A 13,006-nucleotide genomic window follows, 5' to 3' on the forward strand; every position below is an offset into this window, starting at 1 on the left:
CTGCTCACCGCTTGCTGTTGGCCGTGAGCTGCAAAGCAGCCAGCCCAAACACAAACGGCAGCACCGGGGCCAGAAAGCGCACGTCGTAGTCATCAACGGTGAGCATCACCACGGCGGCTTGCAGCAGCGGCACGCCAGCCAGAAACGCCCGCGCCGGCAGCCACACGTCGGTGCGGCGGATGGCGCGCGCCGCCAGCCAGTACAACGGCCACAGCACCAGCACACTCAGCAGGCGATGACCAAGTGAATAGTAGGGCTTTACGCTGCTGAAGAACACGAGGAGCTTCCCCAGCATGAGCCGGGCCAGGAAGCCGGGGTTGTGGGCGGCAAAGTACAACACCCGCGACATCTGGCCAATGCCGTCGGGCGGCATATCGAGGGGCGCGCCTGGATGGATAGCCCACACCGGCGTAGCAAACATCAGCTCGCCGCGCTGGTAGGTTTCTACAATAAAAAAGCTGATTAGCTGATAGTTGAGCCACCACACCACCAGCGGCACTGCCAGCACGCCCAGTCCGATGGCGCCCCAGAAAAGCCGGCGCTGCCGGCTGTAAAGCACGGCCAGCCCCGCGACCCCAGCGGCCCCGGCCACGACGAAGCCATTGGGCCGCACCAGCGCCGTGAGCAGCAGCAGGCTCAGCAGCAGCCCCCAGGCCCGCCAGCCGCCGGCGCGCACCCGCACCAGCGCCCAAAACGAGAGCACCGACAAGCTGATAAACAGCGACTCGGTGAGCAAGTAGCAGTTGAACTGCTGCACATCGGGCCACATGATAAACAAGGCGGTAGCCACCGCAGCGGCCCGCCCGCCCGGCGCCAGCCGCCCCACCGCGGCGTACAGCGCCCACGCCGCCAGCCCGGAAATAGCCAGCTGGGCCAGCACAATGCCCCACCAGCCGGCGTGCAGCCGCAGCCACACGCTCTGAAACCAGGGGTAGAGAATGTAGCGCTGGTTATGCTCGTACTGAAACGTATCGACCCCGTTGTTGGCAATCGTGGCTGAGGCGGCCCCCGGCTCCAGCTTGTAGTAGCCGTGGGTGGCCAGGTTGGTAGCGTAGTTGAGGTAGCGGGCGCTGTCGTTGGCGTAGTGCGGGCCGTGAAACCTAAGCAGAAACGCAGCCTGCACCAGCAGCCACAACCCCAGCAGCAGCCAGGGGTGCACCCGCCAGCAGCACCGGCCAAGTATAGCAACGAAGTGTGAAAGCGAGCCCATAGCGGGCCAAAGCTACACCCACGGCCAGCTCACGCGCACGGGCCGCCGTAGCTTGCGCGGCGCTTGCCCGTATAAGCTCCGGCTTAGTTCACTGCTGCCCCTATGCTGCCCCGCCTCATTCGCCGCCTGTTTCCGCTGCTTGCTCTCGTTGCCCTGGGGGTGTTTTTGTGGCGAAAAATCGGCGCTACGCTGGCAGGGCTTAATCCGCTGGCAGCCCGTGAGCCGCAGGTGACGGTGACCCACAACACGGTGCTTACCCAGGTAGAAGCCCTGGGCAAGCTGGAGCTGGTGCGCTACCGCTTTAAGGACGTGGTAGAGTACAAGCGCTCGGCTAAATACCCGTTTTTGCCCGATGCCAAGGCCGCGCTCATCGTGGGTGGCGAAGCCGTGGGCTGCCTCGACCTGCGCCAGCTAAGACCCCAGGACGTGACGTTCGAAGGCGACTCGGTGGTGCGCCTCATCCTGCCGGCCCCGGAGCTGTGCGCTTTCCAGGTCGACCATAGCCAGAGCCGGGTGTTCAGCACCGAAAACGGTTTTTTTCAGGATGCTGAGCTCGTTGATGAGGCCTATCGCTATGCCGAGGCGCAGGTGCGCCGCTCGGCCCTGCAAGCGGGCATTCTGGCCGAAACCCAGCGCAACGCCCAGCAGATTCTGGTGCCCATGCTGCACACGCTTACGGGACGGCGCGTGGTTATTGGCCAGCGGCTCGTGGTGCCGGGGCCGCCGCGCAAAATGTAAGGCCCGGCTTATATTTCCCTGGTAAAGCAACTATTAGCTTTTGCCGCGCCCTGCGCCCCCGCCAAACGCCTGGCCCCCTAAAATATCATTGCGAACCCGGCTGCTGCAAGAAAATAAAATGGCTGCCGGCCGCCGAGGTAGTAGCGCAGCTGAATACGGGTAAGAAGCCGCCGGTCAAAGTGACGATGAACGGCTACTTCTACCCAAGCAGCATCGCCAACGCAGCCAATATATTAGTTATTTCCTATATTAAGCTCGCCTAACGCTTCCTGAATCAGGTCCGACTCGTAGCCTTTTTGCGTGAGGTAAGCCATGAGCTTCATCTTGCGCTTCAGAGGATGGGCTTCCTTTTCGCGGGCATCGCGCTGGCCAAGCAGCTGCTTGAGCTTGTCGTAGTACTCCTCGCCATCGAGCTCTTTGAGGCCGCTTTTGATGCAATAGTCGCTCAGGCCTTTCGCCTTCATCTCCAGCCTGATGCGGCGACGCCCCCAGCCGTTGGTGCGGTGCTTGCCGCGGGCGTACGCCTGGGCATAGCGCTCCTCGTCGAGCAGCTTCTCGCGGCCAAGGCGAATAATAATCTCGCCGGCTTCGTCTTCGTCGAGGCCGTAGCTTTTGAGCTTGTCGGCAACCTCCTTCTGCGTACGCTCCTGGTAGGCACAAAAAGCTGCAATTTTGGGTAGCGCCTCACCGGGCGTGTAGGTTTTAGGGGTCTTATCGGGGTTTTTAAACATAAAAAATGCAGTGAGCCGCCGTAAAGTACGGAAACGAAGTAGCGGCGGGGCCGTTGTAGCAGGCGAGCCGCCGGCATAATCCAACGACTGGCGAAGCCCAAACGTGCCGCCGTGCCGGGGCACCTGCCCTTGCCTCTATGCGCGTTTCGCCCGGAATCCTCTATATGCTGGCTTCGACGGCTATGCTGGCCGTCGTCAACGTAGCCGTAAAGAAGCTGGCCGGCGTGCCCACGGCCGAAATCATTTTTGCCCGCTGCCTTATCTCGCTTCTGCTTACCAGCTGGCAGCTGCACCGCACCGGGGTGCCCGTGTGGGGCCCGCCCGAGGCGCGGCCCAACCTGCTGGGACGGGGCATTTTTGGGGCCGGCTCACTTATCCTGGGCTTTCTGGCGCTGAAGGTGCTGCCGCTGGGCGGCGCCATTACGCTCAGCTACCTCGCCCCGGCCGTGACGGCGATAGCCGCCATCTGGCTGGTGAATGAGCCACTACGGCCCTGGCAGGGCGTGTTTTACGCCGTGGCCATCGCAGGCGTAGTGCTGGCCAAAGGCACGGCCGGGCTCCTTTCGGCAGGAGTACTGCTAGGGGTAGGGTCGGCAGTATCGTCGGGGCTGAGCAGTGCTTTTTTGCGACGGGTGGGCGCCAAAGTTGCGCCGCTGGTACCGGTATTTTACTTCAACATCGTGCCGCTGGCTATTGCCTTCGGCTGGATGCTTTTTGGCTGGAAATGGCCCCAGGGCAGCGATTGGCTGTGGCTGGCGCTGGCCGGGGTACTTACCCACGTGGCGCTGTGGTGCACCACGCTGGCGTTTCAGGAGCAGCGGGCCGGCTTCCTGGCCGCCCTCGACTACCTGGGGCTCATCTATGCTGTTGCACTGGGCTATTTTGTATTCGGCGACAAAATCAGGCCCAGCGTCTATCCGGGCATCGCGCTGGTGCTGCTGGGCGTAGGCCTGAACGCCTGGTACTCGGCGCGGCACCAGCAACGGCCCCACTAAGGCCGCTAATCGCTGCCCTGCTGGTGGGCCTCTACCTGAGCGGAGGGCCCTATCTTGCCGGCTGCTTTAGAAGGGTATTTGCTTATGGCTATCGCTACTCGGATGCGTTTTTACTTATCGCTCATCGGCTGGCTATTGCTGGTCGGCGCGGCTCATGCGGGCATCATCAGGGGCAAGGTCAGCGGCCCCGACGGCGCGGGCCTGCCTTTTGCCAACGTGGCCGTGCGCGGCTCAGCCACCAGCACGGGCTCCAATGAGCAGGGCCAGTACCAGCTACGGCTCGCGGCGGGCTCTTACCAGCTTGTTTTTCAGTATGTAGGCTACCGCCCCCGCACCGAAACCGTGCGCGTGCCCACCAATGACTCTACCCTGACCTTTAATATAACGCTGGTTCCGGAGTCGTACAGCCTGACGGAGGTGACAGTGCGCGGCTCCGACCGCGACCCGGCTTACGCCATTATTCAGCACGCGCAGCAGTGGCGGGCCTACCACCAGCGCGAGGTAGCCGCCTTCCGGGCCCGCATCTACATCAAAAGCCTGGGCCGCCTTAGCGAAACGCCCAGCAAGATTTTTGGGCTTATAAAAGTTGGCCCCGATGTTAAGCCCGGCATTTTTTATTTATCCGAAAGCTTGTCGGACATTGCTTTTACGCAGCCCGATGTGGTAAAAGAGCACATGCTGTCGAGCCGGGTCAGCGGCGACTCGCACGGCATCAGCTTCAACCGCGCCAGCGCCGGGCGCGGCCTCAGCTTTTATAATAACCTGGTAAAATCGGGCTTTTCGGAGCGCGGCTTCGTGTCGCCGATTGCCGCCAATGCCCTGCTCTTTTACCAGTACGAGCTGGTGGGCAGCACCCAGCAAAACGGCGAGCTGGTGCATAAAATCCGCGTTATCCCGCGCCGCCGCTCCGACCCGGTTTTTGCGGGTTTTATCTATATAGTAGATGGCTCATGGAGGCTGCATTCTGTAGACCTGCGCCTCACCAAAGATGCCCAGCTCGATTACGTCGACGACCTGCACATCGAGCAGCTGTTTGCCCCCGCGCCGGGTGCGCCGCACGCCTGGGTTATTCAGTCGCAGAAGCTGGCCGTCGATTTTTCGGCCTTCGGCTTTAAAGGCACGGGCTACGTCACGGCCGTTTTTTCCAACTACAACCACGTAGTGCCCACTTACCCCGCGCCCCCCGAGGCCCGGCCCCTGGTGCCGGCGCCCGGCAGCCCGCCCGGTACGCCGCCGGCCATAGCGCCCGTCACCACCAAGGAACTGACGCGCCAGATTCGGCGCGAAAAGCCCAACTTGGCGGGCCTCAACCGGCAGGTGCGCCGCCAGGTGCAGCAGGCCCGGCGCGACTCACTGCGCCACGACCCCATTGCCCGCATGAAAAAAGGCGAGGTGCAGCTCATCGAAAAAGGCGTGAACGAGCGCGATACCACCTACTGGAGCCAGGCGCGCCCGGTGCCCCTCACAGAAGAAGAAAAGCTTGACTATCACAAAAAGGACAGCAGCGAGGTGGTGCGCAAGTCGCGCCCCTACCAGGACTCCCTCGACCGCAAGCGCAATGCCCTCAGCCCCGGCAAGCTGCTGCTCACGGGCTACACCTACAGCAATAGCTTCGCCAAGCGCAGCTTCGTGGTAGCCCCCATCTTCAACGAGCTGCAATACAACACGGTAGAGGGCTACGTGCTGAACGCCCAGGCCACCTACACCCAGCGCACCGACGACCGCCGCTTCGTGAACCTGACGCCTACTTTGCGCTACGGCTTCAGCAACAAGCAGCTGCAGCCCAGCCTCACCGCAAACTGGCAGCTCGACCCGGTGAAGCTGCGCCAGCTAGGCCTGGTGGCGGGCCGCACCGTCGAGAACTTCGACCGCAACTCGCAGCTCACGCCGTTTATCAACACCACGTATTCGCTTTATGCCAACCGCAACTACGCCAAGCTCTACCGGCGCGATGGGGCCGAGCTAAGCTACTTCTGGGAGCCGGTGAATGGCCTCACGGTGCGCGGTGCGGCCAGCTACTTCAACCGGGTGGAGCTGGTAAATACCGCCGACTACCTCTGGCACGACGTGCCGGGCCGCGCCTTCACCCCCAACCAGCCCGTGGCCGAGGAAGCACCGCAGGGCACCGGCTTTGGCAGCAGCCAGGCCGCTACGCTGGGCCTGAGCCTCAGCTACAAGCCCGGCCAGCGCTACATCACCCGGCCCGATGGCAAGTTCAACCTGGGCTCGAAGTGGCCGACCTTCAACGTGCAGGGCCGGCTGGCCGTGCCGCACGTGCTGGGAGCCGACGTGCGCTACCTGCTGCTGCAAGCCTCGGTGCGCCACGCTATGCAGTTCGGGCTGCTGGGCACCTCCTCGGTACAAGCCGTAGTGGGCGGCTTTGTGGGCAAGCAGGAAGGAATGACGTTTGCCGACTATCGCCATTTTTCGGGCAACCGCACCCTGCTGGCGGCTAACTTCAACGAGTTTCAACTGCTCGACTACTACCAGTACAGCACCCGCGCCAGCTACTTCGAAGGGCATTTCAACCACCATTTTAATGGCTTTATCTTCAATAAGATTCCGCTGCTGCGTGCGCTGAAATGGCAGGAAGTGTTGTCGTTCAACTACTTGCATACTGCTCAGATTGGACAGTATGTAGAGCTGGGCGCGGGCGTGGAGCACATTTTTAAAGTAGTGCGCGTCGACTTTTATACCGGCCTGCAAAGCGGGCAGCGCGTGGGCACAGGGGTAAGAATCGGGCTGGGTTTCTAGACCACTGATTGGCGCGGATTTTACCGGATTTCACGGATTTTGTGGACGATTTTCGGCTAGCTCTGGCAGCTGCCTGTTTGAGCAGATTGCTTCTATAGCCTCAGCTCCGCGGCTGCCGGCAAAGCATAGAAATTCGTCGAAGCCACGGCAGGCATTACCGGCGCCATTTCTCAAGCCAGGAATTATGCAAAATCAGTTAGCGGGCGCTCCACCTTCTTTTCAGAGGGAAGTCAGGGGCGAGGTGCGCCGCCAGCACACCTCTTACTTTACCTCTTCATAATCCACATACTCGCCGCCGCGAAATTCGTGCTTGCGCTCACCAGTCGCGGTGGGCGGCACGTACTCGACGCGCACCTGGCCGGGCCTGGTAGCGGGCTCTTGCGGCGGTGCCTGGCGGCCACCCGGGCCAGCGCCGGGCGGCGCATAAAACCCACCCTGCTGCGCCTTATGCACCTGCTGCCGCACAAAGCTGCCCAGCACTGCCCGCAGCACCTGAGGCAGCACAAACCGTACAAGTAAAAAAAACAGCAGTAGCGAAAGCGTGAAAGCCATGAGCAGTTTGAAAAGAAAGGCAATTTACGACAAGACCGGGCCCAGGTTCTGGGTGGCGCTGCTACTGGCGGGCCTCACCAGCCTGGCCGCCAGCCCCCATTGGCTGGCTACGCCCGACTTTGCCGGGCTATACCGCCCGGCACCCGACCGGCTGCGGCCCGTAGTGCGCCGCGAGGGCGATAGCCTGCGTATTTTTCTAAACCGCCCAGCCCCCACCCCGGGTTCCGCGGCCACCAGGCTGCGCCTCACTAGCTGGGCCACTTACGAGGCCAAGCAGCCACTGTGGCAGGAAATACGCGCCGCCCGCCCCTACCCCGGCAGCAACCCGGCCGCTCCGGTGCAGGTGCTTACGGCAGCGGTGGGCGCTGCCCTCCTCCCGGCCGGCACCGTGCTGCAAGTAAGCCTCGAGAAGCCCTCGCTCACCAACCAGCCGCCCAGCCCTGACCAGGACGCGGCCACTACCGCCTGGCTACGCCTCACGCCCGAGCTGCTGAGCCGGCCCTTCGTACTGCTCGACTCGACCGGGCTGGTGCTCGACCGGCCTTATCTGAATGCCGGCGAAGGGGTCGCAGTAGCCACGTATGGGCCGGTGCAGCCCGTGCGCTGGCGACGCTACCCCACCGGCACGCCGGCCCTGCCACCCTTTACCGACCCGCGGAGCCAGGCCGCGGCCCCGCGCACGCTGGGTATTATCGATTCGTCGGCGGCACCCGTGCCGGCGGGTAGTCTGCTGCGCCTTCCTTCGCAAGGCTTATACGCGCTGAAAGTTGGTGGCGCGGGCGGCGAGCCCAGGCATACGGTGCCATTGCTGGTAGTGCCAGCCAGCTTTCCCGGCCAAAGTACTGCCCCCGAGGTTATTGAGCCCCTGCTTTATCTTACCACAGCCGCCGAGCGCCAGGCCTTGCTGAAAGCGGCTGACCCCAAGCGGGCAATTGACCGCTTTTGGCTCGACGCAGCGGGCGGCGACCAGGTGCGGGGCCGGGAAATGATACGACGCTACTACAGCCGCGTAACTACTGCTAATGAAGTATTTACCGGGCACAAAGCTGGCTGGCTTACCGACCGGGGCCTGCTCTACGTGGTGCTGGGCCCGCCGCAAAGCGTACGCCGCCTGCCCAGCGGCGAAGAGCGCTGGCACTATGACCAGGCCGGCCGCCAGGGCGAGGCCGTGGCCTTCACCTTCCGGCCCCGCCCTAGTACCTTAGCGCCTGATAACTACGAACTGGTGCGCCGACCCGAGTACGAAATGCTCTGGTATGCGGCCGTAGAACAATGGAGAACAAGGATGACCGCCCGCTAAACGACGGGTTCAGCGACGACTACGTGCCCCGCCGCTTTCGCGAAGGCCCTGCTAACAACGAGCGCCGGGCCGCCCGCCCGGCCGGCGGCGACGACCGCCGCCGTACCGGCAGCAACGACGGAGCCAGCAGAGCCCGCCCCCAGCGCCCGTTTTATGATGAGCGCGGCCGGCAGGTTACGCCCAACCGGCCGGCCGAAGGTCGCGGCCAGGAGCGCGGCAGCAGTCCCGTTTATAAAGAGCACACTACCCGCCCCGCTGCCGACCGTAGCATCGACATGCTCTTCGGGCTGCGCCCCATTCTGGAAGCGCTGAATGCGGGCCGGACGCTGGACAAGATTTTCCTGCTGCGGGGCACCAAAAACTCTCTCACGCAGGATATCTCGGCCCTGGCCCGCGAAGCCAACGTGCCCGTGTCGCTGGTGCCGCTCGAAAAGCTCGAAGGCCTCACCCGCAAAAACCACCAGGGCGCGGTGGCATTTGTGTCGCCCATCGACTTCGCCCCGCTCGACTCGCTGCTGGCCGGCTTGTTTGAGGAGGGGAAAGTGCCCTTTCTGCTGCTGCTCGACCGGGTGACCGACGTGCGCAACTTTGGCGCCATTGCCCGCACCGCCGAGTGCATGGGCGTGCAGGCGCTGGTAGTGCCCGCGCACGGCGCGGCCCAAATCAACGGCGACGCCGTAAAAACCTCGGCCGGCGCGCTCAACATCCTGCCCGTATGCCGCGAGGCCGACCTGCGCCAGACCATCAACTTTCTGAAGGAGAGCGGCCTTACCGTTATCGCCTGCACCGAAAAGGCCGATGCCGACCTCGGCCACACCGAGCCCGCCACCCTTAGCGGTCCCGTTGCCGTGGTGATGGGCTCGGAGGAAGACGGCATCTCGCCCGAACTGCTGCGCCTCTGCGACCAGCGCCTGCGCATCCCGATGAGCGGCCAGATTCAAAGCCTCAACGTGGGCGTTGCCGCCGGCATCATGCTGTTTGAGGTGGCGAAAAGCCGGGGGTAGTTATTCTGATAACGATGAGTCAATTAATCTCCTCCAGGTCTTGGTATTCTGTTGAAAGCCATTTCATTGCCTTAAATAGCCAAGGTTGGCATCAGGAAGAATTGCTGGCGCTGGTGCAGCATATTAAAGGCACCTTATTGGCTCAACGGGTTTTTGCTGTTACCTCGTTAGATGAGTTGGTCATTAGCAAGTACACGCCCTTTGCCATACACCACGAAGTAGTACGAGTCACATATGAACGCAGCCAGCAAGCTTTTCTTTTTAAGTATCTTCTCGGGCAGCTGCCCGAGCCGGAGGTGCAGCGGAAATATCCGGCGGAACTAGGGATAGAAAAATTCAACCACTTTATGCGTTGGCTAAATTGGTAACACCCCCCTGATAAGAGTAGCCGAGCGCCGTAAAAACAAGCCGCCTCCCGCAGTCAGGGGCAGAGGAGTGAAAATAAAAGAACCGGGGCTCCTGCCATGCGCGGGAGCCCTGGTTCTTTTTATACGGCCGGCGCTAATTATACCCTACCCCCTTCTTGGCTTTCACGTCGGCCACAAACTCTTTCACGCGCTGCTCCTCCGAGCGCTGGCAGATGAGCAGCACGTTGTCGTGCTCGGCCACGATATAGCCTTCGAGGCCCTGCACCACCACCAGGCGCTCGTGGGGTGTTTTAATGAGACAGTCGCGGGTATCATAGAGCAGCACCTCGCCATCAACTACGTTGCCCTGGGCATCGTGGGGGCTCACCTGGTGCAGCGAGTCCCAGGTGCCGAGGTCGCTCCAGCCGATATCGGCGGGCAGCACGTACACGTTATCGGCTTTTTCCATCACCCCGAAGTCGATGCTGATGTTGCGGCAGCGCGAGTAAGCCTCGTCGATAAAAGCGGCTTCCTGCGGCGTGCCAAGCTGGCTTTTTCCCTCGTCAAATACTTCGGCAATGTCGCTCAGGCACTGGTGAAAAGCCTCAATAATGACATCGGCCCGCCACACAAAGAGGCCGGCATTCCATAGAAAGTCGCCGCTATCGATAAACATGCGGGCCAGGTCAGCATTCGGCTTTTCAGTGAATGTTTTCACCTTATAAAGATTGCTGTCGGGCAGGCGATGCATAGATCCATCCATATATTGAATGTAGCCATACCCGGTATCCGGCCGGGAGGGCTGAATACCCAGCGTAATAAGCACCGCGTGCTGGCGCGCCGCCTCCACCGCTTCGCGAATCAGTCGCCGGAACTCTTCCTCGCGCAGCACGGCATGGTCGGCGGGAGAAATGATGAGCGTAGCCTGCGGGTCGCGCTGGGCAATGCAGTAGCTGGCGTAGGCAATGCAGGGAGCCGTATTGCGGCCGATGGGCTCACCCAGAATCTGGCTGGGCAGCAGCTCGGGCAAATGCTCGTGCACCAGCCCGATGTAGTCGCGATTGGTAACCACAAATACGTTTTCGGGTGGGCAGATACCCCGAAAGCGGTCCACGGTAAGCTGTAGCATGGAGCGCCCTACCCCCAGCACATCATGAAACTGCTTGGGGTACTGAGTGCGGCTGAACGGCCAGAAGCGACTGCCGATTCCGCCCGCCATCACGACGAGATAAGTATGATTCATGGGGCGATAGGTGGGAGGGCGAAAGAGTAAAGTGCAAAAGGATGGCAGCGGCGCGGCTTACCCTCCGGCCGGTTGGCTGGATAAGGCCAGTGGCGCCGCATTGGCAGCGGCTATTCGCGTGAGGCGCAGCGCCTCGTCGTAGTAGCCCCGGGCAGCCCGGCGGCGCAGCTGCCGCAGCTCGCTAAAGCCGCCGAGGCCGCTTAGAAAGCTTACTTTGCTGCCGGCCGCGTCATTCCAGCGCACAGGCTGCTCAAGCAGGCGCAGGCCGGCGCGGTAGGCCAGATACAGCAGCTCCACATCAAACCCGAAGCGGTCGAGCACGGCGGCCTCCACTACGGGGCGGCACACGGCCAGCCGAAAAGCCTTGAAGCCACATTGCGTGTCCCAGTAAGGCAGGCCGGTAGCCAGGCGCATTACCAGGTTGAAGGCCCGGCCGCTCTGCTCACGCAGCCAGGGCTGATGCACCCCGATAAGGCTGCGGTCGAGCGCCCGCGAACCAAAAACGACGTCGTAGGTGCCTGCCAGGAGCGGATTTACTAGCTTGGGCAATTCTTCAATGGGCGTCGAGAGGTCGGCATCCGAAAACACGGCCACCTGCCCCTGCGCTGCCAGCAAGCCCTGGCGCACAGCGTAGCCCTTACCCCGATTGGGCTGGTAGCTAAGCACACGGGTAGCTACCCGGCCAGCATGGTCAGCAAAAAAAGCTTCCGCTACCTGGGCCGTATCGTCGGCCGAGCCGTCATCTACTACCAGCACCTCGCTGGCATACGGCTGGGCATTCAGATACCCCAGTACCTGCCTGAGCGTGTGGCCTAGCCGCACACTTTCATTATAGGCTGGGATGAGGAAAGAAACCAGAGGAGGCTGCACTCGGAAACACAAGTAGTGTGAAAAGAATGGGAAATATAAAGGAAAAGGCTGCTACCGACGCTAAAATAAATTTAATTAATAGTATAATTTTTAAACATACTATTAATTAAATTTATAAATTTCTTACACTAAACCTTCTCGCAGTAGGTCGTGCAAGTGAATGAACCCGGCAAACTGTCCGTTTTCCGTTACTATCAGCTGCGTGATATTGCGGGCCTGCATGCGGGCTAGCGCCTCGGCGGCAAACTCCGTAATCTCGATGGTGGCCGGGTGAGGCGTCAGAATATCGCGGGCGGCAACGGTTTCCAGCTCAGCCAGGTGGCCGCGGCCCAGCATGCGGCGCAGGTCGCCGTCGGTAATGATGCCGGCCAAGCGGCCGGCATCGTCGAGCACAGCGGTGGCACCCAGGCGCTTGCCCGAAATTTCGAGCAGCACTTCGCGCAGCGACGCGGCCAGGCCCACCTGCGGGCGCTGGTTCTGCCGGCTGAGGTCGCCCACCGTCAGATACAGCTTTTTGCCCAGCGTGCCGCCGGGGTGGAGGCGGGCAAAGTCCTGGGCCGAAAACTGCCGGCTTTCGAGCAGGCACACGGCCAGAGCATCACCCAGGGCCAGGGCGGCCGTGGTGCTGGTAGTAGGGGCCAGGTCGTGGGGGCAGGCCTCGCGGCGCACCGGCGCGTGCAGCACAAAATCGGCCTGCCTGGCTAAGTACGAGTCGGCATTGCTTACCAGCGCGGCCAGGGGCACGCCTTTGCGGCGCAGCAGCGGCACCAGCACCTTTATTTCGGGCGTGTCGCCGCTTTTGCTGATGGCAATAACAAAATCTTCGCCCTGAATCATGCCCAGGTCACCATGAATGGCATCGGCAGCGTGCATAAACAAGGCGGGCGTGCCCGTCCCGTTGAGCGTAGCCACCAGCTTGCCGGCAATGTGAGCGCTTTTGCCCACGCCCGTTACGACCACGCGGCCCCGAAGAGCCAGTAGCGCCGCCACGCAGGCAGCAAAATCGGGCGTAGCGCCCACGGCCTGCGCAACGTCGCGCAGGGCATCGGCTTCGGTAAGCAGCACCTGACGGGCCACGGCCAGCACATCAACGGGGGCCGTCGTAGCGGCAGGAGGAGTGGAAGTCGGTTGCACGGCCAAAAATACGCTGCATAAGTGGGACGTGAGCCACAACAGCGCGCAAAGCAATGCGCCCGAACCGCCCCGCGGTTTAGGACTTTGGCAGCCTTGGTTCGGAACTTTTCTGAAATGTTACGTGTCGA

Annotated in this window: 12 protein-coding genes; 6 read left to right on the forward strand and 6 right to left on the reverse strand. The window is 62.0% G+C overall.

Annotated features, from left to right (window positions below):
* Positions 1-4 precede the first annotated feature (4 nt).
* Positions 5-1,210, reverse strand: a complete 1,206-nt coding sequence (locus F6X24_RS00955) for a hypothetical protein (protein WP_151085847.1) — start codon at positions 1,208-1,210, stop codon at positions 5-7.
* Between the two features lie 102 nt (positions 1,211-1,312).
* On the opposite strand from F6X24_RS00955, the gene F6X24_RS00960 reads away from it, so the two are divergent.
* Entirely contained in the window at positions 1,313-1,948 is a 636-nt protein-coding gene (locus tag F6X24_RS00960; protein ID WP_229725270.1) for a DUF4230 domain-containing protein, read from the forward strand.
* Between the two features lie 233 nt (positions 1,949-2,181).
* Here the strand turns inward: F6X24_RS00960 and F6X24_RS00965 are convergent, their stop codons facing one another.
* Complete coding sequence (locus F6X24_RS00965; RefSeq protein WP_151085848.1) at positions 2,182-2,679, reverse strand: regulatory protein RecX; 498 nt, start codon at positions 2,677-2,679, stop codon at positions 2,182-2,184.
* 137 nt (positions 2,680-2,816) lie between these two features.
* Between F6X24_RS00965 and F6X24_RS00970 the strand changes: the two genes are divergently transcribed.
* Positions 2,817-3,674, forward strand: a complete 858-nt coding sequence (locus F6X24_RS00970) for a DMT family transporter (RefSeq protein ID WP_151085849.1) — start codon at positions 2,817-2,819, stop codon at positions 3,672-3,674.
* Between the two features lie 84 nt (positions 3,675-3,758).
* The gene (locus tag F6X24_RS00975) at positions 3,759-6,428 is read left to right on the forward strand and encodes a DUF5686 and carboxypeptidase regulatory-like domain-containing protein (protein WP_151085850.1); all 2,670 of its coding nucleotides are present in this window, start codon (positions 3,759-3,761) and stop codon (positions 6,426-6,428) included.
* A 261-nt stretch (positions 6,429-6,689) separates the two neighbouring features.
* On the opposite strand, the gene F6X24_RS00980 is transcribed toward F6X24_RS00975, so the two are convergent.
* A complete protein-coding gene (locus tag F6X24_RS00980; protein WP_151085851.1) occupies positions 6,690-6,980 on the reverse strand; it encodes a DUF4834 family protein in 291 nt (96 codons plus the stop codon).
* Positions 6,981-6,987: 7 nt separating this feature from the next.
* Between F6X24_RS00980 and F6X24_RS00985 the strand changes: the two genes are divergently transcribed.
* The 3 genes from F6X24_RS00985 to F6X24_RS00995 are packed head-to-tail and all read left to right on the forward strand — an operon-like array spanning position 6,988 to position 9,652.
* Positions 6,988-8,280 (forward strand): GWxTD domain-containing protein, encoded by a 1,293-nt coding sequence (locus F6X24_RS00985; RefSeq protein ID WP_191906402.1) that lies wholly within the window; start codon positions 6,988-6,990, stop codon positions 8,278-8,280.
* Positions 8,253-9,284, forward strand: coding sequence for a 23S rRNA (guanosine(2251)-2'-O)-methyltransferase RlmB (rlmB, locus tag F6X24_RS00990; RefSeq protein WP_151085853.1), 1,032 nt, complete (start codon positions 8,253-8,255; stop codon positions 9,282-9,284). Before F6X24_RS00985 ends, rlmB begins: the two co-directional genes overlap by 28 nt.
* Before the next feature lie 14 nt (positions 9,285-9,298).
* Positions 9,299-9,652, forward strand: coding sequence for a hypothetical protein (locus F6X24_RS00995; protein WP_151085854.1), 354 nt, complete (start codon positions 9,299-9,301; stop codon positions 9,650-9,652).
* A 133-nt stretch (positions 9,653-9,785) separates the two neighbouring features.
* On the opposite strand, the gene F6X24_RS01000 is transcribed toward F6X24_RS00995, so the two are convergent.
* The 3 genes from F6X24_RS01000 to F6X24_RS01010 form a co-directional block, all read right to left on the reverse strand.
* Positions 9,786-10,874: a mannose-1-phosphate guanylyltransferase gene (locus F6X24_RS01000; RefSeq protein WP_151085855.1), complete on the reverse strand. Its 1,089-nt coding sequence runs from the start codon at positions 10,872-10,874 to the stop codon at positions 9,786-9,788.
* 57 nt (positions 10,875-10,931) lie between these two features.
* Positions 10,932-11,744 (reverse strand): dolichyl-phosphate beta-glucosyltransferase, encoded by an 813-nt coding sequence (locus F6X24_RS01005; protein ID WP_191906403.1) that lies wholly within the window; start codon positions 11,742-11,744, stop codon positions 10,932-10,934.
* A gap of 123 nt (positions 11,745-11,867) precedes the next feature.
* On the reverse strand, positions 11,868-12,878 hold the full coding sequence (locus tag F6X24_RS01010; protein ID WP_394349935.1) for a KpsF/GutQ family sugar-phosphate isomerase: 1,011 nt from the start codon (positions 12,876-12,878) through the stop codon (positions 11,868-11,870).
* Positions 12,879-13,006: the final 128 nt, after the last annotated feature.

Origin of the sequence: Hymenobacter baengnokdamensis (genome assembly GCF_008728635.1) — a bacterium.
GTDB classification, from domain to species: Bacteria; Bacteroidota; Bacteroidia; order Cytophagales; family Hymenobacteraceae; genus Hymenobacter; species Hymenobacter baengnokdamensis.